Source organism: Clostridium sp. UBA7503 (assembly GCF_002477055.1).
GTDB classification, from domain to species: Bacteria; Bacillota; Clostridia; order Clostridiales; family Clostridiaceae; genus Clostridium_J; species Clostridium_J sulfidigenes.
The window spans coordinates 73,431-99,913 of sequence record NZ_DLNT01000047.1 but is presented as its reverse complement, the minus strand read 5'-3'; the positions used below and the strand labels follow the sequence as shown (position 1 = coordinate 99,913).

At 30.5% G+C, this 26,483-nt stretch carries 18 protein-coding genes and 1 riboswitch; of the genes, 6 read left to right on the top strand and 12 right to left on the bottom strand.

All coding sequences use genetic code 11. From position 1 onward, the window contains the following. Positions 1–2: 2 nt before the first annotated feature. The 7 genes from B3630_RS14205 to B3630_RS14175 form a co-directional block, all read right to left on the bottom strand. Entirely contained in the window at positions 3–1,790 is a 1,788-nt protein-coding gene (locus B3630_RS14205) for an ABC transporter ATP-binding protein (protein WP_346885619.1), read from the bottom strand. Between the two features lie 20 nt (positions 1,791–1,810). After that, positions 1,811–3,556: an ABC transporter ATP-binding protein gene (locus B3630_RS14200; protein WP_346899258.1), complete on the bottom strand. Its 1,746-nt coding sequence runs from the start codon at positions 3,554–3,556 to the stop codon at positions 1,811–1,813. Positions 3,557–3,948: 392 nt separating this feature from the next. Further along, positions 3,949–4,107 (bottom strand): hypothetical protein, encoded by a 159-nt coding sequence (locus B3630_RS14195; RefSeq protein ID WP_346868595.1) that lies wholly within the window; start codon positions 4,105–4,107, stop codon positions 3,949–3,951. Positions 4,108–4,367: 260 nt separating this feature from the next. Then, positions 4,368–4,874 (bottom strand): GNAT family N-acetyltransferase, encoded by a 507-nt coding sequence (locus tag B3630_RS14190; RefSeq protein ID WP_346847472.1) that lies wholly within the window; start codon positions 4,872–4,874, stop codon positions 4,368–4,370. 97 nt (positions 4,875–4,971) lie between these two features. Beyond that, a complete protein-coding gene (locus B3630_RS14185; protein ID WP_346899256.1) occupies positions 4,972–5,385 on the bottom strand; it encodes a hypothetical protein in 414 nt (137 codons plus the stop codon). A 188-nt stretch (positions 5,386–5,573) separates the two neighbouring features. After that, a complete protein-coding gene (locus B3630_RS14180; RefSeq protein WP_346899254.1) occupies positions 5,574–11,711 on the bottom strand; it encodes a S8 family serine peptidase in 6,138 nt (2,045 codons plus the stop codon). Positions 11,712–11,979: 268 nt separating this feature from the next. Beyond that, positions 11,980–16,632 (bottom strand): cell wall-binding repeat-containing protein, encoded by a 4,653-nt coding sequence (locus B3630_RS14175; protein WP_346899252.1) that lies wholly within the window; start codon positions 16,630–16,632, stop codon positions 11,980–11,982. A gap of 516 nt (positions 16,633–17,148) precedes the next feature. On the opposite strand from B3630_RS14175, the gene B3630_RS14170 reads away from it, so the two are divergent. Together B3630_RS14170 and B3630_RS14165 are read left to right on the top strand one after the other, a co-directional pair. Next, positions 17,149–17,286: a hypothetical protein gene (locus B3630_RS14170; RefSeq protein ID WP_346899250.1), complete on the top strand. Its 138-nt coding sequence runs from the start codon at positions 17,149–17,151 to the stop codon at positions 17,284–17,286. Positions 17,287–17,340: 54 nt separating this feature from the next. Beyond that, positions 17,341–17,541, top strand: a complete 201-nt coding sequence (locus tag B3630_RS14165; protein ID WP_346899248.1) for a hypothetical protein — start codon at positions 17,341–17,343, stop codon at positions 17,539–17,541. A gap of 95 nt (positions 17,542–17,636) precedes the next feature. Here B3630_RS14165 and hisS read toward each other — a convergent pair whose 3' ends face one another. Both hisS and B3630_RS14155 read right to left on the bottom strand, forming a co-directional pair. Beyond that, the gene (gene hisS, locus B3630_RS14160) at positions 17,637–18,953 is read right to left on the bottom strand and encodes a histidine--tRNA ligase (RefSeq protein ID WP_346899246.1); all 1,317 of its coding nucleotides are present in this window, start codon (positions 18,951–18,953) and stop codon (positions 17,637–17,639) included. Between the two features lie 349 nt (positions 18,954–19,302). Further along, positions 19,303–20,364: a P1 family peptidase gene (locus tag B3630_RS14155; protein WP_346899244.1), complete on the bottom strand. Its 1,062-nt coding sequence runs from the start codon at positions 20,362–20,364 to the stop codon at positions 19,303–19,305. Between the two features lie 188 nt (positions 20,365–20,552). Between B3630_RS14155 and B3630_RS14150 the strand changes: the two genes are divergently transcribed. Next, complete coding sequence (locus B3630_RS14150) at positions 20,553–20,777, top strand: DUF1659 domain-containing protein (RefSeq protein WP_346899242.1); 225 nt, start codon at positions 20,553–20,555, stop codon at positions 20,775–20,777. A gap of 58 nt (positions 20,778–20,835) precedes the next feature. After that, complete coding sequence (locus B3630_RS14145) at positions 20,836–21,057, top strand: DUF2922 domain-containing protein (RefSeq protein ID WP_346899240.1); 222 nt, start codon at positions 20,836–20,838, stop codon at positions 21,055–21,057. Positions 21,058–21,171: 114 nt separating this feature from the next. Here B3630_RS14145 and lysA read toward each other — a convergent pair whose 3' ends face one another. Next, positions 21,172–22,479, bottom strand: coding sequence for a diaminopimelate decarboxylase (lysA, locus tag B3630_RS14140; protein WP_346899238.1), 1,308 nt, complete (start codon positions 22,477–22,479; stop codon positions 21,172–21,174). A 140-nt stretch (positions 22,480–22,619) separates the two neighbouring features. Continuing rightward, a riboswitch (Lysine riboswitch) is annotated at positions 22,620–22,791 on the bottom strand. A gap of 243 nt (positions 22,792–23,034) precedes the next feature. Here lysA and B3630_RS14135 point away from each other — a divergent pair. Together B3630_RS14135 and B3630_RS14130 are read left to right on the top strand one after the other, a co-directional pair. Next, the gene (locus B3630_RS14135) at positions 23,035–23,769 is read left to right on the top strand and encodes a DUF3784 domain-containing protein (RefSeq protein WP_346899236.1); all 735 of its coding nucleotides are present in this window, start codon (positions 23,035–23,037) and stop codon (positions 23,767–23,769) included. 114 nt (positions 23,770–23,883) lie between these two features. Continuing rightward, the gene (locus B3630_RS14130; protein WP_346869858.1) at positions 23,884–24,039 is read left to right on the top strand and encodes a hypothetical protein; all 156 of its coding nucleotides are present in this window, start codon (positions 23,884–23,886) and stop codon (positions 24,037–24,039) included. Positions 24,040–24,109: 70 nt separating this feature from the next. Here B3630_RS14130 and B3630_RS14125 read toward each other — a convergent pair whose 3' ends face one another. Together B3630_RS14125 and B3630_RS14120 are read right to left on the bottom strand one after the other, a co-directional pair. Next, positions 24,110–25,420, bottom strand: coding sequence for an ABC transporter permease (locus B3630_RS14125; protein ID WP_346899234.1), 1,311 nt, complete (start codon positions 25,418–25,420; stop codon positions 24,110–24,112). Between the two features lie 8 nt (positions 25,421–25,428). Beyond that, a complete protein-coding gene (locus B3630_RS14120) occupies positions 25,429–26,319 on the bottom strand; it encodes an ABC transporter ATP-binding protein (protein ID WP_346899232.1) in 891 nt (296 codons plus the stop codon). Between the last annotated feature and the right edge of the window lie 164 nt (positions 26,320–26,483).

The window sequence follows — 26,483 nt, the reverse complement described above, 5'->3', positions numbered from 1 at the left end:
ACTTATGCTCCTTCATTTAAGAAGCTGTACTGAGCCATGTATAAGTTATAGTAGAATCCTTTAAGTTTTAATAATTCTTCATGAGTTCCACTTTCTACAATTTCACCATCATCTACTACCATAATTTTGTCACAATCTCTTATAGTTGAAAGTCTATGGGCAATTACAAAGGAAGTTCTTCCATGAAGTAATTTGTTTATACCTTTTTGAACTAATATTTCTGTTGCCGTATCTATATTAGATGTTGCTTCATCAAGGATAAGAATTCTTGGATTTGCAAGTAATGCTCTTGCAAAGGATATAAGTTGTCTTTGTCCTACTGAAAGCCTTGAACCTCTTTCGTTAACTTCTGTGTCATATCCTTTTTCTAATTTCATAATAAAATCATGGGCATTAACTGCCTTTGCTGCTGCTATGATCTCTTCATCAGTAGCATCTAATTTTCCATATCTAATATTTTCCTTAATAGAAGTTGAGAATAAGAAAGTATCTTGAAGCATTATTCCCATTTGGCTTCTTAAGGAATAAAGATTTACCTTAGAAACATCCTTACCATCAATTAAAACTTCCCCTTCAGTAGTATCGTAAAATCTACTGATTAAGCTAGTTATAGTAGTCTTTCCTGCCCCTGTTGGTCCAACTAAGGCGATATTTTCACCTGGTCTTATTTTAAAGTTTACATTGTGAAGTACTTGAACATCTTTCTCATATTCAAAGGAAACATTTTTAAACTCTACCGCTCCCTTAATAGTTGGCATATCTTCACTTCCCTCCATCTCATCAATGGTTGGTACTACATCCATAATTTCAAATATTCTCTCTGCTGCTGCAAAGTTAGTAACTAATGTATTGTAGTAAGAAGCTATATTTATGATTGGTCTCCAGAACATACTTGTATATGATATAAATGCTATTATGGTTCCAATGGAAACTTCTCCACGTCTAGTTAAGGTTGCTCCATACCAAAACACTATGATGGAACTTATTCCAAAGGACATATCTATAAAAGACCAAAGCCAGTCGTTATATTTAACTGCTGATAAAAATCCATCTCTAACCTCACCTACAGCTTTTTCAAATTTCTTAGTAGTTTCTCCTTCAAAGGTGAAGTTTTGAATAATCTTTATCCCTGAAAAAGATTCATGGGTAAAGCCATTTAAATTAGAACGTTTTTGTCTAAATACCTGCCATTTAGCTCTAGCTTTTACCATCATTGTAGATACTACAACTGCAAGTACCGGTAAAATTATTATAGAAACTATAGCCAATTTTGCATTCATTACAAAAAGTATTACTCCTATAGCTATAAGATTTAGTGCCTGTGGTATAACTGTAGTAACAGATTTTGAAAACAGCTCTGAAAGAGAGTTTACGTCTCCAACAACTCTCGCTAAAATCTTTCCTACTGGTCTATCGTCAAAAAAGGAAAATGAGAGTTTTTGTATATGAATATAAAGCTCTTGCCTTATAGTATGCAGTATACTGTGAGTGGTTTTATTCATTTGATAGGTAGATAATTTACTAGCATACATACCTATAACATTTATTCCTACTAACCCTAGACTTATAACTATAAGTCCTACTACATCTTTTACTTCAATATAATTATCTATAGCAATCTTTAAAAGCATAGGGCTTAAAAGCCCTGTACCCATTACTATAAGCATAAGAAAAAGTACTAAAGATACTTTTAACTTATAGGGTTTTACATATTTCACTAATCTTAATAGTATATCCCGACCCTTTAAACTATTAATTTTTTCGTCTTGATTAACTGAATTTTTAGCCATTCTAGCACCTTCTTTCTCTCTTAAAAGTTAGCCACATCTTCATCTGACAACTCTAAGAAATCTTTAAATTGAGTTTGATATATCTCAAAATACTTACCTTTTTTATTTAAGAGTTCTTGATGATTTCCTCTCTCTACTATCTTTCCATCCTCCATATATAAAATCATATCTGCATTTTTTACAGCTGATATTCTATGGGCGATGATAAAGGTAATCTTCTTCGTGTCTCCATGATATAGATTTTTAAGCAATTGATATTCTGTTTCCATATCTAAAGCAGAAGTTGAATCATCTAAAATTAAAATTTTGCTATCTCTTATCAAAGCTCTAGCTATACATAATCTTTGCTTTTGACCTCCTGAGAGTCCAAGACCTCTCTCACCGATTAATGTGTCATATCCATCCTTAAGTCCATCTACAAATTCCTTTGCACAAGCAAGCTCTACAGCCTTTTCTAGTTCTTCTTTAGTAGCATTGTTCTTACCATATTTAAGGTTATTCTCAATAGTATCAGAGAATAAAAAAGAATCTTGTGGAACTATAGAAATACTATCTCTTAAAGATTTTAGGTTTAAATCCTTAAGATTTATACCATCTAAAGTTATTTCTCCTTCTGTAGCATCATAGTTTCTTCCTAAGAGTGCCATTAATGTTGATTTCCCTGAACCTGTAGTACCCATAATAGCTACTGTAGATCCAGCTTTAATATTAAGATTTATATTATCTAATACATTCTTTTCTCCATAGGTAAAAGATACATTTTTAAGTGATAATTTACCTTCTATATTCTGTGGAACAATTCCCTCTTTAGAATTTTCAATAGTAGTGCTTACCTCTAAAATGTTGTTTATCTTTCCTGCTGAAGCTTTAGTTCTAGAGAATAGATTCATAAGCCATCCAAATTCTCTCATTGGCCATATAAGCATCCATAGATAACTAGTGAATGCCACCAATTGACCTACAGTAATCTTATTGTAGATTACTAAAATACCACCTACACAGGTTACAAGAACTACAGAAAGATTCCCTAAGAACTCCTCTAATGGGAAGAATTTAATCCATATCTTTGTATGTTCCATTTGTAAGTCAAAGTTTTTAGAATTGTATTTTAAGAATTTAAGAATTTCATGTTTTTCTCTTCCAAAAGCTTTAACTAGCTTAACTCCAGCAATATTTTCTTGTGCCGTAGTATTTAACTCTGCAATGTGGTCACTTATTCTATCATATACATCATCAATCTTCTTTTCAGATTTTATGGTGATATATGCTATTATTGGCATAGTAGAAAGCGCTACTAAGGTAAGTGTTGGACTTATCCTTAATAATAGAACTGAAGCTATACCAAAGTAGGCTATATTTTCTATTAAAAGCCTAAATCCAAAGCCCATAATGTCCATTATATTATCTGCATCTTCCCCCACCCTTGACATTAATTCACCGGTGTTTACTTTGTCAAAGTAAGAGAAGGACAGTCCTTCAATATGCTTAAATAAAGTTTCTTTTACTTCCTTAGAAATAGTTATTCCTAAATAATCAAATAAGTACTCCTTTAAATATCCAAAGAAAAACTTTATTAATGATATACAACCTATAATAAACAATATTTTATTTATAATTTCATAGTTTTTGCCACGAAGTACATCATCTATAAATATTTCAGTTACATAGGGAATTGTTAAATCTGCTGAAATTACCAGAATCATTGAAACTATACCAAATATAGCTACCCCTAAATGATTTTTTACATAGCTCAAGATTTTTTTCACTTGAATCCCTCCTTCAATGTGGTTATTATTATTAACCTCTTATGTTTTAATGTGTAAAATTAGTATCTGCAAGCCACCTCTTAGTCATAATACTTCCTCCCTTTTGTCATATAATCCCCAATAATGTTAAACTCTGCTGTCTATAAATTTGCTATAGATATAATTAAAAATAAAAAAGTCATAGTCCTATACCTCTTGGTATATAGGACTATGACTTAAATCATCTATAGCGTGAATAATACTAAGGATTTAATCCTTAAATATTAAAATTCATTTTAGGCTTATGTATATTTTACTTATCTTAGTATAAATAATTGTATTAAAAGCCTTATAAATATATAAAAAGTCCCAGGCTACCCTAGGACTTTTCTCACAAAATAGTTTGTTAAAAATCAATCTTTTAAACCTATATTCTGAGGCAGGGTAATATTCCAAATATTAAATTGTAAAATGTTATTATTTGCACCATTAATATTGCCAGCGCCAAGGTTGACTCTAGCATTATAATTATTTCTATTAACTTCATTAATTACTAATAATTTATTTAACATTTTCCTACCTCCTTTTTTAAAATTTATTTTCTACTATTATTTAGTTTTACTAATTTTTACTACCTTTTTATTATATACAATTCATATAAATATTGTCAATAACTTTTTCTAAATTTTTAGAATTTATTAAATATATTTTCTATTGTATAAGTTTCATAAAAAATAGCGACTATAAAATAGTCGCTAAAAATAAAAATATTTACTCTATAAATCATATAATATATTAAAATTTTACCTATTATTTTAAATACAGCTATGAATTAAAATTCTGCTGCTAAATTAGTTAATGCTTTATCACATACTCTATATACGGTCCATTCATCCATTGGTATTGCACCAAGCTGCTTATAGAATTTTATTGATGGTTCATTCCAATCAATACACCACCATTCAAATCTACCACAATCTCTCTCTACAGCTAATTTAGCTAAAAATGAAAGAAGTGCTTTTCCCATTCCTTTTCCTCTCATTTCAGGTCTCACATATAAATCTTCTAAATATAAACCTGGTTTACCTGTGAAGGTTGAGAAGTTGTGGAAAAATAATGCAAAACTTACTGGTATACCTTCATACTCACCAATTACTACTTGAGCTGCCTTTCTAACAAATAATGATTCCATTAAAATTTCTTCAGTAGCAACCACTTCATTTAAAAGCTTTTCATAATCAGCTAATTCCTTTATAAATTTTAGAATTAAAGGTATATCCTTCTCTTCAGCAAATCTTAAAGTATAATTTTCTACTTTAGTTTTTATTGTACCTTCCATGTTAAAAATCCCCCTATAATACATCTTTGTATTTTGAAAGTTAATAAACCTTCTATAATTATATTAACCCTGTACATAGGAGTTTGTAAATAAGCTTTTATTTATACTTAGATAAGTCCCATTTGCTTGTAGTAGGTCTTTCCCTTATTTCTTTTGAAATATTCTTTGTTAATAGCACAAAGAATACAAAGGATATTCCTGAAATTGAAAAATATTTCTTAACATATTTTTTATCTTCTTCAATAGTTGATTTAACAAAATTTACATCTAACTCTTCATATTCCTCTTTTTCATTATTAGCCATGTACTCTAAAGTATCCTCTGCCTCTATTATTTTTATACCAGCAAGTGCTCCATTTCCAGCAAACCATACTATTATACATATAAGTATGGCAATACATCCATTTTTAAATCCACTTTCAGATAATCTGTAATTAATAAGTATATTTTTTACCATATAAATCACTGTTATGAAAACTAATAATATATTTAGTCCTACTATTATATACATGATATCCCCCTTAACATTTTAATACAATTATACCATATATATAATAATGTAAATATTAAATCCTATATAGCTTTTTTAATAGATTTTTATATATTAAATCATATTAAAAGACTGAAATAGTTAATTTATCTATTTCAGTCTTTTTTATTTTATAATAATATCTTCTTTTGTTTATTTGTTAATTTTAATTATTTTTTTCTTTTTAAAACTAATGATCCAATTGCAAGGGTAATTATACCTCCTAAGGCCATTACACCACTTCCAACTATACCACCTGTTTGTGGTATCTTACCTGTTGGTTTGCTTGGAGTATCAGGATTACTTGATTTTCCTGTACCTAGATTACTTGGTTTTTCTGGTTTATCTGGATTACTTGGTTTTTCTGGATTTTCTGGCTTTTCTGGTTTATCTGTCATTTTATATTCTACTATCTCACTTATATTTCCAGCTTCATCTATTGCTCTTGCATATATTGTTGCTTTCACATCAACTTTTACTGATTCTTTATAGATAGTCCACATTTTATTGTCTAAGCTATATTCCATTTTTATTGTATCTTTATCTGCTACAGTTAATGTTATTAAACCATCCTTCTCAGTTATAACTGGAGACTTAGGTGCTGTTCTATCCGGAACTGTATACTGTCCTAGTTCACTTATATTCCCTGCTTTGTCTATAGCTCTTACATATATTGTTGCTTTTTCATCAACTTTTACTGGTTCAGTGTAAATAGTCCAGTTTTTGTCGTCTAAGCTATATTCCATTTTTGCTGTATCTTTGTCTGCTGCTTTTATTGTTACTACACCAGATTTTTCAGTTATAATCGGAGACTTAGGTGCTGTTACATCTGGAGATGTATAGGATACTATCGCACTTATATTACCACTTTCATCAACAGCTCTAACATATATAGTCTCTTGTTCTTTTAATGCTACTGGTTCTGTATAGGCATCCCAGGTTTTATTGTCTAAGCTATATTCCATCTTCACTGTATCCTCATCTGCTGCTGTTAATGTTACTAAGCCATCCTTATCAGTAATAACAGGAGCTTTCGGTGCTGTTATATCAGGTATTGTGTAAGTTATTACACCACTAATATTACCAGCTTCATCTATAGCTCTTACATAAATAGTTGACTTTTCCGGTACCTGTACTGGTTCACTATATTCCTTCCATTCCTTACCATCTAAGCTATATTGTATAACTTTAGTGTCTTCATCTGCTGGTGTTAATGTTACCAAGCCTTTTTCTTCTTTTATTTTTGGAACCCCTGGTGCTGTCCTATCTGGTACTGTATACTGTCCTAGTTCACTTATATTCCCTGCTTTGTCTATAGCTCTTACATATATTGTTGCTTTTTCATCAACTTTTACTGGTTCTGTATAAACAGTCCAAGTTTTATTATCTAAGCTATATTCCATTTTTGTTGTATCTTCATCTGCTGCTGTTAATGTTACTAACCCATTATCTTCAGCTATAGTTGGAGTTTTTGGAGGAGTAATGTCTATTTCTTCAACACTAGTCTTACCATCCTTTACTGTTACAAGGAACATCTTATTTACGCTATCTGCTAAAACTTCTACTTTATATGGCTCTGTTTTATCTACTAGATATAAATAAATATTATCATCTTCTTCATGTCCTTGTGTTATATTCCAATCCACACTATCAACTTTAACACTTGTTACATTAGGTGCTGAAATAGTTGATATATAAGGAGTTAAGTCATTTATTCCTTTTAATGTGCACTCTTCTCCACCTTCACCTTTACCTATTGCTTGTCCTTTACCTGTTGATGTTGCTTTTATTGTACCTTTTAATATGGTTATATCTTGTTTCTTACCACTATAACCACTACCTATAGCTGCACCATAACTACTTGAAGTTGCAGTAATGGTACCACCTTCAATATTTATAGTTCCAGCTTCACTTTTAGAGCCTCCACCTATGGCAGCACCTCTACTTGTAGTTGTAGCATTTACTACACCACCTGAAATATTTATTGATATTTCACCTTTAGCTGAAACACCTGAACCTATGGCTGCTCCAGCAGTTAAGGTACTCTTGCTATTTGATTCAGCGCTTAAACTACCACCTGAAATTAATATATTGTAATCTGTCTTACCCATATTACAATCACCTATAGTTGCGCCATTACTACAGTTAATTGCTTTAATTTCACCACCAGCAACTTTAATTGTTCCAGGTAATTTATCAATATTTTCAGCTCCTGATCCACTACCTATAGTTGCTGATCCATTATAGCTCTTAACATCTGCAATAGCGGTTACCTTACCACCACTTATATTTATATTAGTAGCAATACCTCCATATCCACCTCCTATTGCTGCTCCTGATCCATAGGTAGTAGCATTAATAACACCATCACTTATATTTATTGTACCAGAATCCATAATTTCCTCTGAACTTCCGCCACCAATACATGCTCCATAATTATTTTTTGATGCTATTACATTTAATATACCCTTACCTAATATTTCAAGCTCTGTACCATAAGCTGCACTTATAATAGCTCTATCTGAGTACTCAGATACACTTGTAAGGGTATTATCACCTTTTAATGCTAGAGTATTCTTAACTCCTTTAAATTCAATTGCGTTTTTAAAGAATGAAGTTACTTTTGTATTGAAATTATTTATTACAAGGTCTACATTTCCCTCACAGCTTATGTCTACGCCAGAATATGGATTCATATTTGTATTTGTATTATTTCCAACAATAGATACTGATTTTGCTGTATCTTTTATTACAACTGTTTTGTCTAATAAATCTGCTGGAAGTTTATAATTACCATCACTATAAATTATATATGGCGCTTTTAATTCAGTAGTGAGCTCATCTTTATCTACAACTTTTAATGTAGTAGAATCTGTTTTTCCATTAGCTGTAGAAACTGTAATTGTGGTTTCACCTTTAGTCAAAGCCTTAACATAACCTGTTTCACTTATTGTTGCAACATCTTTATTAGAAGATGACCATGTTAAAGTCTTCTCCTTTGCGTTATAAGGATTTACTTTAGCAGTCATTTGGTATTCTGAATTTTCTGCCAATTCAAGATTCTTATCATTCAAGGTTACACTTTCAGGCGCAATATCACCTTCAGATAATGCAATAGAACCAGTTTCTAGAAAATTCATAGCATAATCCACGGCTACGACTTTTACAGATTCCATATTTAAGTCATCTATCTTAAATATTTGTTCGTATTCACTTCCTATTTTATCCTTATCTAACACAATAATTTCTGTTAAAGGCTCTCCTTTTTCATCTACTAATTGCATACCTTGTAAGTAATGATTATCTTTTAAAGTTATAGTTAGATATTTTACTCCATCAATTGTTTGAATTTTTGTATTTATCAATTCTGGTTCTTGTGTATCAATTGTAACTGGGAATTTAATCTCTTGTAAATCCTTTTCATCCCCATCTACTGGTATTCCACTTATTTTATAAGTATAAACTCCATCCTCAAGAGGCTTATTTTCCTTACTATTCATACTATCCCAACCAGCACCATCTACTGCATAGGTAATGATACCACTATTTCCATCATAGAAGGATTTAGTTTCTTTTCCAGCTTTATTTTTATAAACTTCATTGCCTTTGCTATCAGTTACTGTGTAACTTACTTCTTCTGAATTTCTCAATAATCCAACTACTGCATTTACAGAGTAAGAGCCGTTAATATTTGGTCCTATAGCAATCTTATTTTCATCAGCTAATACAGTTTTATCCTTCCCATTGAAAAGATTTACCCCTAGGTAACTTCCTTTCCAAGTAGTTCTATTGAAATATCCAAGAGTAGTTTCATACATAGCTGCTGTTTCATCATCGTATAAATCGTTATCAAATATTGGTATAGCTTGCCAATCTCCATAGAAACCTACAAATGGTAAATTCAAATTAATCATATCCGCATTTTCAGATATAAGTGTAACAAAACCATCAATAAAAGTTCCATTATTACAGACTTTTAAATCTTTCTTTGCACTATCAGTAAGTTTTAAAGAAATACTTATAGATTCTGTTTTTCCTCCATCTACTGTTATACTATTACCCTCTACTCCTTCTAATGTAACACTTACCTTAGATCCATCTGATTCTTCAGAAGCTTGTGCAAAGAATTTCCCTTCATCTGTAGCCAATATTTTTTCTGTTAAAACTGTAGTATCTACAGTATACTTAACTGGCAAATCTGATGTGTTCTTTACACTAAATTTAAAAGAATATTCACCAGATGCACTATCACCCAGTTCAGCCTTTGGTTTTCCATCACTTCCAATTAAGTATGCTGATGTTTTTACAGCACTATAAATATTAGCAACTCCAGAACCTTGTTTACGTGGTGAATATGCAACGCCATCTGGATCAATTGCAGGAATTGCTGTACTCATCAACAATTGTGTTGCTAATAATTCTTTCTCCTTCATTGTTAAAGAAGGAAACTTTTCATTTATATATTGTCTCACTAAGCTACAAGCACCAGCCATATGAGGGGTAGCCATTGATGTACCACTCATTGAACCATAAACTCCTCCTGGTAATGTAGAGTATATGTCTCCTCCCGGAGCTGTTATTTCTGGCTTTAATTTCAAATCTGGGCTTACACCCCAAGATGAAAAGTCAGACATTTGACCTTTGGAAATTGAATCAAAGGCCTCCTTATATGATTTTGATATAGAAATGTTTTTTCCTGACTGATTAACGAGGATTTCACCATGTTCCTTTGAAATAAAAATAGCTGGTATTTTACCTTCAGTCTTCATATTTAATAGCTTTCCTGGAGCATTATCATAAACAATAATTCCTGATGCTCCTGCAGTAACAGCATTAGTCTCTTTCTCTGTAAAATTTATGATTCCACGTTTTACTAAAGCTATTTTACCCTTTACATCAATATTTTTAAAATCATCTACTGTGCCAATACCTGGAATAACTACATATTCTACTGAGTCGCCTTCAAGAGAATTAAATTCTTTACTAGTTCCCTCATTTGCATCTGTATATCTTATTTTTGTTTCACCTACTAATATATATGCTCCAATTATTTTGCTGTTATTAATACTTGCAACTGATGTGGCAGCATTATAGGTTGATGGAGATCCCACCATAGAATTATCTGGATTAGATACTAATGGAAGATCTATTCCTAAATTAGAATTATAAGTTGAACTATAGTCATTTCCTGCTGCACACATTAAATTTATTCCTGCTTCTGCTACTCTATCATAGGTTTTATTAATTACCTCTTCAGCTTCTGCTGTAAATCCAGCCCCTGAACCAAGACTCATATTAATTGCATCTGCACCTAATGCTACTGCATCGTTTAATGCTGCTAAAATATCACTATCTCTTGCCCCACTAGACTTATCACTAAATACTTTCATAATCATAAGTTGTGCATCTGGGGCAACTCCAGTTAAATTTTCACCATTAGCCCCTACTGTTCCAGCTACATGAGTACCATGACTTTTTAAATCATTTACATCATTATCTTTATCTGCATAATCATAAGCAAAAGGAATCTTTTTACTGTTATATATTTTACCCTTTGCATTTGTATATTTAGAATTCATAAGGTCAGTAATTTCAGTTTCTGTGTACTTTACGTCTTCTGGACTATTTTTAAAAGCTTCGTGATTAACATCTAGTCCAGTATCTAACACTGCAACAACCATATTTTTACCTGTATATCCTGCTTTATTAGCCTCTGTAGAACTAATAATTTCACTACTATATTCCATGGTTGGCTCATGTCCAACTTCTGGTTCTGGCAAATGGTGAACTGTTGAAACAAATGCATTCTTAACTCCATTAACTGTCTTAATGGTATCTAAATGACCATATTTAGCAGTAAAGGAAAATCCATTCATTACCACAGTGTATCGTTGTTCCACAACTATAGGTACTTCTTGCAAAATTCTTTTCGATACAACTTCTTGTTCCTTTAATAATTTGTTGTTAATTCCTTGTAATTTTGCTGATGTGATAAAAGATGATACATTATCAGATGTCTTCCCTGCTGAATAATATTCAATTAAAGGCTTGTCCTCTAATTCAACAATAATAGTTACCTCATCATCAGGTTTATACAGTGAATCCAATTCACTATTTGACCTGGCATCTGCTATAGTACTTAATATGGACTTTTCTCCTTTTATAATTGGGTGTGCTCTACTTACATCTATTTTCTGGTCATTAGTATCTGAATATGCTACAAATCCATTTGTAGTAAATACAGAAGTGGTCATAATACTAATAGTAAAAATTCCTGCCATGATACGCCTTAACCTATCACTTTTCATACATATCCCCCCTATACATTTTTAATGTATTTTTTTACATTTATAACAATATTTTAACATTATATGGATTTATTTCAAGCGAATTATTTCTTTGTATTTCTCACTTTTACTACATAAAAAAATATTTATATCTTATGTGATTTATATTTTGGGATTTTTAAACATATACGTGTACTAAAATATAAATAATTACAATATATTTAAATTATATTTTACATAAAAAATATCCTAGGCATTACTACCTAGGATATTTTACTATTCTCTTATTTTATTTATTATTTATTCTATTTACTAAGTCTTGTACAGCTGCTTTATTAACCTGTCCGCCAACTTCTACTACTTTCTTAACTAACATCTTATCTGCTAAAGACTTTTGTTTATCAGATAAATTAGAATTAGTTATTATAACTGGGGAACCTGTTTTAGCTGCTAGAGGTGCAACTACTAGAGAATCTACTAATTTCATGCTTTCAGTTACATACATATTTTTTTGCTCTTTTGCAAATAATTTTTCTATAACTAATGCATTAGTTTCGTATCTATTTGCTCCTCCTATTCTATTTTTAGCTATATCCTCAGATGTTATTTTATTTAAATCTTTCATAACTGAGTTCTTAACTACAGTTTCTCCACCTATAACATAAGCTGATTTAAGTTTTTGATTCTTAAGCCATGATAATACTTTCTTAGGAACCTTTTTAGCTTCAACTAATATTATTGGAGTCTTATCTGTAGCTGCTTTAGATGAAATAGTTAATGCATCTGCTGGAGCATATCCACCTGCTACATAGATATTCTCAACATTCTTTTGTCTATCTATCTGTGTAGCTACTGCTAGTGATGTTTCATATCTATTTGCTCCACCTAATCTTACTACATCAATTCCCATCTTAGCCATCTCTTTAACTGTAGCTTCAGATATAACACTTGTTCCACCTACTACATAAACTGTTTTAACACCTAATCTCTTTAATTCAGTCTTCGTACCTTCAGTTAATTTATCAGCTTCAGTTAATAATATTGGTGCATCGTAGTTTGCTGCAAGAGGTGCTGCTACTAAAGCATCAGCATAAGCTGCTCCATTAGCTATTACAGCCATATCTGAATTCTTCCAACCAACCTTACTAACTTCTACTGCTGTTGCATATCTATCTTTTCCATATAATCTGTCAGTAGACTCAACAATCTTTTTAACCTTTTTAATAGTTATTTCCTTAACAGTTGTATTTCCTGCATCATCTATAGCTTCAACAGAAATCTTGTTTTCACCTTCAGCTAATTTTACTTCATAAGCTAAATCATATTTAGCACTTTCTAAATCATTAAAGTATGACCAATCTGGTGCTATTGTTTTAACAACATTACCATTTACCTTAACTTTTAAGCTTGGTAGGTTATCATTTATTTTACCAGAAATAATTACTGAATCTTTAGTAGTTTCAGATGGTATAGCTTCAAGGTTAACTACTGGTGCTGTAGTATCTACAAACAATTTATGAGCAAACTCTATTTTATTATTTGCAGCATCTCTAGCAGCAACCATAATGCTATGATATCCATCTTTTAATTCTACTTCAGTTGAGAAATTCCAAAGACCACTATGAGTATCAAAGGTTAATGGTACATTCTTTCCATTTACAGTAAACTCTGCTATAGCTGAAGCATCCTTTACAGTACCTTCAACAACTACTTTACCACTCTTTGATACTCCAAAGAATTCTGGTCCTTCAACCATCACTGTCGGAATTGTAGTATCTCCTTGTGCTGCTCCTGTAGGCTCCTTATATTCTCCTGTAGTTGCCTCTGTTACTTTAAGCGAAGTTTTATTTTGCGCATAGTCATAAACTTCTACAGAACACTTTTTATAATCTAACTTGCTTAAATCAAATTTTCCTGTTGCATTTTCTTCTACTGCTTTACCATCACTAATAAGTACATATTTATAAACATGTCCCTTATTATTGTCTTCTGCAATTACTTCTAGCTGTTTTGTATCTTTATTATAATTAACTTTATTAACTGCAGGTGCCTTTGTATCAACATTTACCTTAAAGTCAAAGTTTTGCCACTTAGAATTTTCATAATCTACTTTTGCTTTAACTCTATAAGTATATGCACCATCTGCAACTACCTTACTGTTAACAGTTCCATCCCAAGTAGCATCTTCACGTACACTATATTTTGCATATTTCCCATCATGGTAATGCTTTCCTACATTGAAATCTTGAGTTAAATTTCTTATAACTTTTCCATCTTTATCTAATACTTCTATATCTAATTCCTTCATATTTCTTAAGTAAGAAAGAACAGGTAATATTGTGTCATTTGCACCATCACCATTCGGAGAGAATGCAATTTTATTTCCATCTGCATTTTTACCTGATAAATCTACACCGAGAAAATCTAAATCACTATTTGCTATAGATGTAACTCCATAGAAAGAAGCTCTTTTTGTTTCATAGATTGATGCATCTATAGCTGGAGCTTTATCCCATTCACCTTTAAATCCTAGATATGGAATACTTAAAGTTGGGTTTGTATCTGTAGGATCAGTTAAAGTTACAAATCCTTCCACATATCCACCATTTACAAAAACTTCTTCAATAGATTTTTTATTCATTCCAGTTATAGTATTGTTTAAATCCACAGTAGCAGTAATTTTAGTTTTACCCTTTGCAGCTACTTTAATTGTATTATTACTAAAAGATATTGGGAATTTTTTAGTATCTTTATTAATTATATTCTGTGCTTCCAAATAAGTGTATTGGTCATCTACTAAATCTGTTTGAACAGTACCTGCCACATTATAAGTTAATTCTTTATCACCAAAGTTTTGAACTTCTATAGTAAATGTAGCTTTATTATCTTTAATTTCTTTTAAATTAACCTTACATTCACCAGTAGTTGTATCTGTAACTATAGCTGGTGTAGTAGTCGCCGCTTGAAGGTCCATAACTCCAGCACCCTGTCTTCTAGGTGATGTATAGTTAGGTCCTGCAACTACTCCAGCTGCCTGATTTGCTCCATTATCTACATGAGCTATAGCTGTACTCATCATTAACTTTTTAGCCATTTTAGCTCTTGCTTCACCAGTTAATTTAAAGTCTTTATCTACTCTTTGAAGTACTAATGCTGATCCACCTGCCACATGTGGTGATGCCATAGACGTACCACTCATGTTTCCATATTTATTATTATTTAATGTTGACCATATATTACCACCTGGCGCAGTAATTTCAGGTTTAAACTCTAAATCTGGAGTAGTTCCCCAAGATGTAAAATCTGACATACTTCCTTTAACTGTATTAGGAACTGATGTAGTATTTCCATTTGCTACAACCTTAACTTCTGAAGTTTTAAGTTGTGTAGCAATTTTAGCACCAAATGAATTTCCTATAAACAACGCTGGAATTGTACCACCCTCTGGATACATCATGCTTATAAGTCCTTCTCCACCACTAGCATTATTATAAACTATAACTGCAGTAGCACCTGCTGTTTCAGCATTAGCTATTTTATCTGTAAAATTATAACCACCACGCTCGATCAAAGCTAAATTACCTTTTACTTCTGCTGGGAAGTGTTCTGGTAATCCACCTAATCCACAATCTACAGCTTTAAGTTCTTTTCCTTTAAATACAGATAAAATATCTGTTCCTGATGAAGTATATGGAGCTATATTCTTTTCTCCACCAATTGAAAATTCTAGTCCATATCCAGTAACAATATTGTTTTCTATAGATGCTACTTGAAGAGAATCTGTTGCTAACCCTGGAGAACCAACAACACCGTAGTCAGGATTCTCAGCATATGGATTATCATGCCCATTTCCAAACACATTAGAATTTCCTGCTGATATTGCCATAACTACACCATTATCAACAGCTCTATTAACAGCAACTTGCTCTAAATCTGTATCATCTACAAAGGATGCCGTTGAGCCTAAACTCATATTAATAACATCTGCACCAAGAAGTACGGAATCATCTATAGCCTTAACTATAACATCACCAAAGGTAGAAGCCATAGCTGGGTCATTACCAAATACCTTCATTGCAAGAATTTGTGCTTCCGGAGCAACTCCCTTAATTCCATCCTTGCTAGTATCTCCATTAGCTCCTACTGTTCCTGCAACGTGCATTCCATGCATTGAAGCATCTGGACCTAAATCTAAGATTTCTTGGTTATTGTCCATATAGTTGTATCCATAAGGAACTTTTGTGGTTCTATAGGTACCTGGTAATTTTTTTTCCTTAGATATAGCTTGTACTTCTGTTTCTTGAAGTTCAGCTTTATTTTGATCTGTAAGAACCATATCTTTATGTGATGAATCCACACCAGTATCAATAACTGCTACTACTGTACCTTCCCCATTGTATCCACTAGTCCAGGTTTGCTCTGTTTTTATGATTTCACCACTATTATTCATCATAGGCTCTGGTCTTTCATATTCATTAGCAATAGTAACTGACTTAACTCCAGCCATGCTTTCAAGATTTTTAGCTTGTCCTAATGTAGTTTTCATACTAAATCCATTAGCTACATTAGTAAAACTATTTATAATTTCAAATTTAATTCCTTTAGAACTTATCTTACTTTGTAATGAGCGTTGTTCTTTTAAAACTTGGTTTTGAAGTTTACCAACTTCAAATTTACTCATTTCATCAAGTTTTATCCCCTTCTTAGTAGCCTTTTCAAGTACTGCCTCGCTGTCTAACTCTACTACAATTCTAACTTCATCAGAGTCTTTAATTGTTTGAAGTGCTGGCTCTTGTTTTATCTGAGCCTGTAACACCATTAGTTTTTCTTTGCTTTGTCCCAAAGACTTAACTAGTTCACTAGGAGAAGCAAAAGCTGTCATTGTTGAACCTAACACTAAAGATAGAGCTAGTCCAACAGAAATGCCCTTTTTAAAGTTCATTAAATTACCCCCTTGATATATAATTTTCTTAACCTTATATGATATGTATATAAACTTATTAACTTATGCTAATTATTTTATATACTTTTAAGAATATATTAACAGTATAAGAATTTATTTCAATAAAAAAATTATCTTATTTTTCTTACATAAATACTAATATATTACAAAAAAATACTTTTTATTGTTTTTTAATCCATATATTTGGTATTTTTTCAACATATAAATACATAATAATTCAAATATATACATTATTTCAAAAATAAAGTATAGTATAAATTTTAATTTTGTATACCTAATCATTTTTAATTTTATTTTAAATTTATACTTTATTAACTATATATTCATTGATTTTATAATCAAATTATGATTTAAAATAACATTGATTTATTTTGTATTGATCCATTTTATCTATTATTAAGTATAAATAATCCTTTTTATATAGTATAGTAAAATGCATAATATACTAATTATTGCTTACCCTACTATTTAATAAATAATTAAGGAGAGTTTTATATGAATCCAAATAAAAACTTACTAATAAAAAATGCTGTTCATGAAGGCTATAAAAGCATAGCTTTTGGAAATACAGATAAAAATAGTTGCTGTAGCACTAGTAAAATATCTCTTAATAAATCCGTAGTGGAAATTTGAAATAAAATAGGGTACTCTGAAGAAGAAATAAACTCTGTATCTTTAGGAGTAAATATGGGACTTGGATGTGGTAATCCTCTTTCTATATCTAAGTTGAGTCCTAATGAAATTCTTCTGGATTTGGGAAGCGGCGGTGGATTTGATTGTTTTCTAGCTTTAAAAAAAGTTGGTCCTAAGGAATATGAGGAAAAGTGGGGACATAATCTTAAAGTTGGAGAATACATAATGTCTTCATATATAAAAGCATTTAAATAATACTTAAATAAAAAATGATTAGAGATAATTTACTCTAATCATTTTTACACTAAAGATGTTATATCATTTATTAGATTTTAATACTACCATTATAATTATCTACTATTTAAAATTGAAATACATTCTTTTGTAGATACTAATTGTTGCTCACCATTTTCCATATTTTTCAACAGGATTTTATTAGATATTTTCTCATCTTCTCCAATAATAATGACATATGGTATAGCTAATTTATTTGCATATCTCATTTTCTTAGCAAACTTTCCACCTTCAAGGTAAATATCAACCTTAATCTCAGATTGTCTTAATTTATTACAAACTTCAATACCATAATCAAAATCTTCATCCATTGGTATCACTAAAACATCTATAAGCGAATTACTATCTAAATCTATAATATTACTTTCCATAAAACTCCAGAATAATCTTGTTAATCCAATAGATATACCAACTCCTGGAAGTTTTTTATCAGTATAGAACTGGGCTAAATCATCATATCTCCCACCCGAACACACTGAACCAAATTCCGGATAATCATCTAAGAATGTTTCATATACTGTTCCAGTATAATAATCTAATCCTCTAGTTATCTTAAAGTCAATCACATAATTTTTATCCGGAATTCCAAAAGCTTTTATATACTTATTTACAGTTTCTAATTCTTCAACACCTTCTAAAAATCTTTCGTTGGCCACTGAACTATTTTTTAAGAACTGAATCTTCTCCTCATTGCTACCTTCTATAGTTATAAATTTAATAACCTCATCTATTCCTTCACTGGTTTTTATATATTCCTGTAATTCTTCTCTGACCTTAGCTTCTCCAATCTTTTCAATTTTATCTACAACTCTTAATACCTCTATATAATTATCTATATCTAAACTCCTCAAAAATCCATCTAGGATTTTTCTATTATTAATTCTTATTTTAAAGTTATCAAAACCTAACTCTTTAAATATTTTATATATAGTACTAGGAATCTGAGCATCATTTACTATACTTAATGCTCCATTGCCAATTACATCTACATCGCATTGATAAAATTCTCTAAATCTCCCCCTCTGATTCCTCTCACCTCTATAAACTTTTCCAATTTGATATCTCTTAAATGGAAATGCTATTTCTTCCATGTGCTGAGCTACATAACGTGCAAGTGGTACTGTTAAGTCAAATCTTAATGCCATCTCTGTACTACCCTTAGTTAAAGTATATATTTGCTTTTCTGTATCGCCACCAGTTTTAGCAAGTAATACTTCACTTTTTTCAATTATAGGAGTGTCAATAGGTAGAAATCCAAAAGACTCATAATTTCTTCTAATGACATCATAAACATTATTAAAGGCCACTTGCTCCCTTGGAGTAAGCTCCATAAATCCTGGCAATATACTAGGCTTTGTTATTTTTATACTCATATCAATCTCTCCTTAACTTGTAAAAATTATATAATATTCATCTGAAAATCTGAAGCTTTCATACTATAAAAAAATCTCTAAAGACAACTAGTATCCTTAGAGATATAAAACTCAATAACTCCATAGATACATTTGCCTTCGCACAAATAGGCCCTATCTATGGCTTAATTTTAAAACCATAATTATAAGACCTTGCATCTATGATGATGTTCATATTTTCTATTTGATAAGTATTTCACTACAACCATCTCCTGTGTAAATAAATCCTATTATAAATAATTTATCATTTAATATATTTCATGTCAATAATTTTAAGTGACTTATACTCTAATTACTATCTAAGCCCTTTTTATAAATCTAAGGATTTAGATAATCCCTCTCTTCTATTTCCGTTTCGACCAATGACTGTGTGGGCTGTAATTAGAGAATTTAGAACTGACTCCTCTACAGCTTCTGCAGCTGCTCTAAAAAAGAAGTCGATATAATTTTCATTAATTACATTAACTTTACTAGTTACACATTCCTCATAATGTTTAATTTTATTAGCTGTACTAAAAGCAATTGCTATATCACCACTTCCATTTCCAAGATAAGAACCTAATCTTGTTATACCCACAATACTTCTCTTTGCTACTCTTTTCAATTGTCTTGGTGATAGTGGAGCATCTGTAGCTAAAATTATCATAATAGATCCCTTTTCCAAATTATCTATATTACAGTTTGAGTTAGTTACATTTATATCTATGTTATTACCATATAAGATAGATTTTATATCATTGTTATTAAGTATAAAATCTTCCTTGATTCCAAAATTGGATAATACCAATGCACCTAGCGTATATTCTTCATCTTTTATATTTATTTTTCTAGAAGAAGATCCTATGCCACCCTTATACCCAAAGCAACTCATTCCAGTTCCTGCCCCTACTGCTCCCTCTAAAAAATCTGTAGATGCATTATTTATACTTTCAAATACGTGCTCTTCTTTAACATGAAGTCCTCTAATGTCATTTAGATATCCATCATTACATTCTCCAACTATAGGGTTAATAGTTCCCGTTTTAACACCTATATCATTGTTTATTGAAAGCATATATCTAACTAATCCTTGACTTACTGTCCCTACATTTAAAGTATTTGTAAGCATAATTGGTGTTTCAATTGTTCCAAGCTCCTCTAATTGTATAGTTCCTACAGTCTTTCCAAAACCATTTATTACGTGAACAGCTCCATATACTTTATCCTTGAATAGATTTCCATCATGGGGTAATATAGCTGTTACTCCTGTGTTTACATCTCCATCTTTTAATGTAACATTACCTACCCTTACTCCTTTTACATCAGTAATCTTATTTTTTTCTCCCTTTGGTAATTTTCCTACAGTAACTTCATAATCTCTAATTCTCTTCATTATTTCCTCCTAAATTTAAATCACTTATTATAACACTCTATACACTTATCTATATATTCTTAAATAATGACTTATTAAATATTCATCTTCTTAATTTTACTATAATATGTTTCTGAATTCCAAAGTTTTATAATTTTTTCCACTTTTATTTTCAATGGCATATATGTTCATTGAAAGGAGTTGATACTATGGCAATAACAAATACTAAAAATAATACAACCTTAGTTATTAAATACACAAAGGGGCAAAACCAGGATGGTAGTCCGAAATTCCAAAGTCAAAAATTTTCAAAGGTAAGTGGATCTGCTACCGATGAAGAAGCTTACAATTTGGGCATAGTAATTGGATCTGTACTAATAAGTGAGCCTACAGAAATTAGAAAACTAGATGATTATACTTTGAATGAAGGCTAATGATAAAAAATTTCTACTCTCTCATAATTATAATTCTAAAAAATAAGGAGGATTAATAATGGAAAAAAAGTTAGTTATGACCTTTAAGGATGAAACGGAAAATAAGTTTAATCTTACAGTTAACTCTGTTAAAGATAGTATATTGCCTACAGAAATTAACAATATAATGGACTATATTATATCAACTGGAATATTTAAAAGCAAAAATGGAAAATTAGTTTCTAAAACTTCTGCTATAACCGTAGATACTAGCACCACTGAACACCCAGTAGGTAACTAAAAAGGAGTGCTAAGCACGAGGGTACTTTTTCAGCATCCTCGTGTTTATATCACTCCCTTTTTATATTTTCATTTCCTTTCACCTGTATCTCTTGCTATAAGCTAAAATTAATTACTATATAATGTCTAAATCTAATTCATTTCTTAACATATCTTCGTAGGTTTCTCTTTTACATATGAGCCTTGGTCCTAATTTTCCAACTAAAACCACTGGTGCCTTAGGAATCTTATTATAATTACTACTCATGGAATAGCAATAGGCTCCTGTAGAAAGCACTGCTAATATATCACCTTTTTTTACCTTTGGAAGACTTATATCATTAATTAATACATCTCCAGATTCACAACATTTACCAGAAATGGTAACCATAGCTTCTTCATTATTTTCTACATTATTGGCTATTAATCCTTGATACTGTGCACTATATAATGATGGCCTTATATTATCTGTCATTCCCCCATCTACAGATACATATTTTTTAATATTAGGAATTTCTTTAACTCCTCCAATAGTATATAAAGTGATTCCACTATTTCCAACTATACTTCTACCTGGTTCTATTATTATATTAGGATTTTTCATCTGCAATTTTCTACTATAACTCTCTACTTCATTTAAAATTCCAGCACAATATTCTTCTATAGTTTTGGGATCATCACCTTCACCATAATATATACCAAAACCTCCACCTAAGTTAAGTTCTGTCATACTAATTTCAAAATGATTATTAATATTATTCATTAAATTAATCATAATCCTTACAGCTTCTCTATATGGTTCTATATCAAATATCTGCGATCCTATATGACAGTGAAGTCCTTTTAAATTTATATTCTCAAGCTCACTTATACTCTTTACTACTCTAAATATATTATCCTCCAAAAGAGTAAATCCAAACTTAGAATCAATCTGTCCAGTCTTGATATATTCATGAGTATGTGCCTCAATTCCCGGAATTATTCTAAGTAATATATCTTGAGTTTTTCCATAAACCTCACATATATTATTAATATTCTCTAATTCCATCATATTGTCCACAATAAAGGTTCCAACACCCGCTTTTATTCCTAGTTTTATTTCTTCAATAGTTTTATTATTTCCATGAAAATATACTTTATCCATAGGAAATTCACTGACTATAGCAGTGTAAATTTCTCCTCCTGATACAACATCCAGGCATAGTCCTTCATTCTTCATGACTTGAACAATAGCCTTAGTTAAAAACGCTTTTCCAGCATAGGCTACTTTGTTATCATTCATTTTTGCACCCATGGCTTTCATATATCTTCTACAGTTATCTCTAATTTGCTCTTCATCCATGACGTAAAGAGGAGTTCCAAATTTCTTAACCAGCTCTAAAGTATTAATTTCACCCACAAAAAGATTGTTTTCTCTAACATTCATTGTTCCAAATAAGTTCATAGTAAATTCTCCTTTCAGCTCCCCACTATAAGTTTATGAGAGTAATATTTATTTGGGTACTTATGTACCAAAATAAAAAAAGGCGGACAAAGGAACACCTTTGTCACGCTCAATTTAATTCAATATGAACACAACAGGTGTTACTTTGTAGCTCTCCACTATTTTCATAGTGGCAGTATAGCACATATTTTGTACTATCCCAGAGTATATCCTTGCCAGGTTATTCTCTTCGGCTTTTCTCCCCTTTCTTCTTGTATCATCGTGTGCCCACTTCTCAAGAATACTTTTGGTAAAAGCTCCTCTACCCTAAATAACATCTCTTAATTATCTAAATTTAATTTTAATACTTATTGGGATAAATATTTTAATTTTCTTAATAATATAATACTCAACAAACATAGTCAATATTTATTTGATATATTTTTTAATACAGCGTATACATTTCAAATTTCACTTCTTTTATTTTGTAATTATTACTTTATTTTCTTGATATAATTCATAACTAATCATATAATTTTTATATAGTATTATATACTATATTTAGGAGGTATCTCTATGGGAATAAATATTGTACTTTTAATTGTTGCAGCCTTATTCTTTAGTATTGGAATATGCATAAGTGAATTAAAGTGGTATTGGCTAATCTCAGGATACAACATTATTAGTAAAGAAGAAAAAGCAAATGTGGAAATTAAAGCCTTAGGAAATCATATAAGTAAAATATTCTTTTTTATCTCTAGTTTAAACATTGTGGGATTTCTATTAAACTATTTTTTTAATATTTCTTTAGCTATCTTTATAGTTCTAAATGTAATTGTAATACTGTATTCTATTTATTATTGTCAACGCTTTGACCATAATCCAAACTCTAGTAAAGAAACAAAAATTGTATTAGTAATAGTTATATTTATTATGCTGATAACTTGTATACCTATAATGGCTATTGGTTATTCCTCAACTAAAGTAACAATCACTGATACTTCTATAAAAATATCTAGTGGAGTTAATGCTTTAATTCCAAAGGATAAAATAAAAAGTATTTCTCTAGTAAATGAAATGCCTAAAACTCTTATTAGGACAGGCGGCATAGGCATGGGTGGAATTCAAAAAGGAAATTATAGTCTATATAATGATATTAAAGCTAAGCTATTCTTAGCTAGTAAAGAGGGTCCCTTCATTGAAATCATATTGGACTCAAGCCCTTCCCATTATTACATTAACTACAAAGATTCAAAAAACACTAAGACAACCTATGAGGATATTATAAATAAATTAGATTTAGATAAATAATACAATAACATGAATTTTTATTATAATACTACTACCATATATACAATATATTACTAGTATTATTCTATATAATTATACAAATGATAATATTACTTATATTAAGGAGGAAGTATTATGTCTAAAAATTCTTGTAAAACTAAAAATAAAAAAACTACTTCACTAAAATCTGATCCAATGTCCCCTAAATACCAAGAGGGTGTTAAAAATAAAGCTAATGAGCATTCTCCATATGGAGAAAATGAACCTTCTACTCATACTACCTTTAGATAAGATAAGCTAACTAGGAATAATCTTTTACAATTTTATTCTTAGTTAGCTTTAAACTTATAATTTAGTTATACTATTTTTCATTATTAAATATGGTAAACAGGTCTTTTATTTTAAGTCTGTTTCCTGTATGAAGTATTACTACAGAATATACTCTAGCTGTAAATAGAGTCAATACTATAATTGTTACTATTAATATTAATAATGAAACTCCCATTTGAACTATACCTATTGTTTCTGACAAAATCATAGATGGTATATAAAATGGTGCTGAAAATGGTACATAGGTTGCAATGGTTCCTATCACTGATTCTGGAGACATTATAGCCGCATATGCTAGGTAAAAACCTATTATTGAAATAAATGATACTGGCATTATAGCTGTATTTAAGTCCTCTAACTTACTTATAGTTGCACCAACTAAAGCATTTATAATAGCATATAGTACATATCCTAATATAAAGAATAGTATTATTAGTATCACTTGTATAACTGGAATTTTTCCAAGTACTGCTGATATATCAAATACATTGGCAGAAGAATCTATAAATTTCTTAACTATAGCTCCACTTCCTATAAAAGATATATAGGACGTTAGTAATATAGATGCGAATTGAGTTATTGCTAAGAATCCCATACCAACACACTTACCTACAACAAGTTCCATTGGTTTAGTTGATGTAAGCAATAATTCCATTACTCTTGAGGTTTTCTCTGCAACTATAGAACTGGCAACCCAATATCCATAAAAATAAATTATATAGAATAGTAGCATACACGCTACCATAGGAAATACCATTTTTATTATCATATCTTCCAATGTATCATCCTCATCACCTGCAGTAAATACTTGAGTGTTTATAGGTGTAGATAATTTTCCTAGCTCTTCTTGTGATACTCCAGCCTTAATTAATCTACCATTATTTAAAATACTAGATATAGTTTCTGCTAGTATTTGTCCATCCTCTGAAGATACAGTATCACTAGTTGGTGTTATTACCTCCACGTAATATCCTATATTCTCATTACTAATAGAAACTAAAACCATCTTATCTTGCATAGTTTTAAGTTTTTCTAATATAGACTCTCTACTTTCTGTAGCCTTTTTTAAATTTAAACTTGGAAAAGCTACTTTTAATCCAGACTCTAAATCTATCTTCAGGTCAGAGTCATCCATATAATAAGCAGTCTCTATTCCAATTTCTTTGTTACCATTAGTTGCCTCTTTAGTGTCAGCATCCTTACCAAAAATTGCAGGAATAAAGTTTACTAATGATGTTAATATAAGCACTGCTATCAATATTATGGTGGTAGAAATCTTAAATGCCTTACCCTTAACTTGTTGCGCTACAGTAAATTTTGTAACCTTCCAAAAATTATCCATATTCAATTCTACTCACCTACCTTTTCAATAAATATTTCATGAAGAGTTGGTTCCCTAAGCTCAAATCTAATAACTTGAATATTTCTACTTAATATTTCTTTAAGTAAATTTGTAGCTTCATCTTCACTATTAATACTTAACTCTATATAATCTTGATTTTTATTTAAAATTTTCATATTAGCTTTTTCCAATAGTTCTTTTATATCTCCATCACAATTTAAAATTAAGTGATTTCTTCCATAAGATTTTTTAATCTCTTTTAAGTTACCACTTAACACAGTTTTGCCTTTATTAAGTATAATAAGATTCTCACAAAACTCTTCTATAGTACTCATTTGGTGGCTTGACATTATTATATATTTACCTCGTGCTATTTCTTCCTTAATTATATCTTTAAACAAATCTGTATTTACTGGATCAAGTCCACTTAAAGGTTCATCTAAAATTAGTACTTCTGGATTAGATATTAAGGCTGCAATAAATTGTATTTTCTGCTGATTACCCTTAGATAATTGCTCTGCTCTTTTATTTCTATATTCAGTAGCTTCTAATCTTTCAAGCCAATATTCAATGCTTTTTAACGCTTCCTTACGAGTCATTCCTTTTAACTCACCAAAATATATTAATTGATCTAACACAGTAAATTTTGAATATATACCACGCTCTTCTGCTAAATATCCTGTTGAAACTTCTTTAGAATTATAAGGTTTCCCATTCCAAGTAATCGTCCCATTATCTTTTTTCAACATTCCTAACATCATTCTTATGGTAGTAGTTTTTCCTGCGCCATTAGTTCCTAATAATCCAAAAACTCCCGGTTCATCTATGGAAAAACTTAAATTATCTACTACCAATTTATCACCATAGCTCTTAGCAAGATTATTTACCTTTAACGACATATGTCCTCCCCCTTATCAATTTCTTCAATCGAATTATATATAACTTTATGTAAATCCATTTTTACTCATGCTATAAATATATATTATTGTTAATTTGTAGTCAATACACTTTTTTTAATATAACTTGAATTTTACTTGAAACTACTTAAACTTATACTTATCTT

What these genes read in the sequence shown, in the direction of transcription:
- B3630_RS14205 (WP_346885619.1), bottom strand. Translation starts at nt 1,790, where the DNA reads ATGGCTAAAAATTCAGTTAATCAAGACGAAAAAATTAATAGTTTAAAG.
- B3630_RS14195 (WP_346868595.1), bottom strand. Translation starts at nt 4,107, where the DNA reads ATGTTAAATAAATTATTAGTAATTAATGAAGTTAATAGAAATAATTAT.
- B3630_RS14190 (WP_346847472.1), bottom strand. Translation starts at nt 4,874, where the DNA reads ATGGAAGGTACAATAAAAACTAAAGTAGAAAATTATACTTTAAGATTT.
- B3630_RS14185 (WP_346899256.1), bottom strand. Translation starts at nt 5,385, where the DNA reads ATGTATATAATAGTAGGACTAAATATATTATTAGTTTTCATAACAGTG.
- B3630_RS14180 (WP_346899254.1), bottom strand. Translation starts at nt 11,711, where the DNA reads ATGAAAAGTGATAGGTTAAGGCGTATCATGGCAGGAATTTTTACTATT.
- B3630_RS14175 (WP_346899252.1), bottom strand. Translation starts at nt 16,632, where the DNA reads ATGAACTTTAAAAAGGGCATTTCTGTTGGACTAGCTCTATCTTTAGTG.
- B3630_RS14170 (WP_346899250.1), top strand. Translation starts at nt 17,149, where the DNA reads ATGAATCCAAATAAAAACTTACTAATAAAAAATGCTGTTCATGAAGGC.
- B3630_RS14165 (WP_346899248.1), top strand. Translation starts at nt 17,341, where the DNA reads ATGGGACTTGGATGTGGTAATCCTCTTTCTATATCTAAGTTGAGTCCT.
- hisS (WP_346899246.1), bottom strand. Translation starts at nt 18,953, where the DNA reads ATGAGTATAAAAATAACAAAGCCTAGTATATTGCCAGGATTTATGGAG.
- B3630_RS14155 (WP_346899244.1), bottom strand. Translation starts at nt 20,364, where the DNA reads ATGAAGAGAATTAGAGATTATGAAGTTACTGTAGGAAAATTACCAAAG.
- B3630_RS14150 (WP_346899242.1), top strand. Translation starts at nt 20,553, where the DNA reads ATGGCAATAACAAATACTAAAAATAATACAACCTTAGTTATTAAATAC.
- B3630_RS14145 (WP_346899240.1), top strand. Translation starts at nt 20,836, where the DNA reads ATGGAAAAAAAGTTAGTTATGACCTTTAAGGATGAAACGGAAAATAAG.
- lysA (WP_346899238.1), bottom strand. Translation starts at nt 22,479, where the DNA reads ATGAACTTATTTGGAACAATGAATGTTAGAGAAAACAATCTTTTTGTG.
- B3630_RS14135 (WP_346899236.1), top strand. Translation starts at nt 23,035, where the DNA reads ATGGGAATAAATATTGTACTTTTAATTGTTGCAGCCTTATTCTTTAGT.
- B3630_RS14130 (WP_346869858.1), top strand. Translation starts at nt 23,884, where the DNA reads ATGTCTAAAAATTCTTGTAAAACTAAAAATAAAAAAACTACTTCACTA.
- B3630_RS14125 (WP_346899234.1), bottom strand. Translation starts at nt 25,420, where the DNA reads ATGGATAATTTTTGGAAGGTTACAAAATTTACTGTAGCGCAACAAGTT.
- B3630_RS14120 (WP_346899232.1), bottom strand. Translation starts at nt 26,319, where the DNA reads ATGTCGTTAAAGGTAAATAATCTTGCTAAGAGCTATGGTGATAAATTG.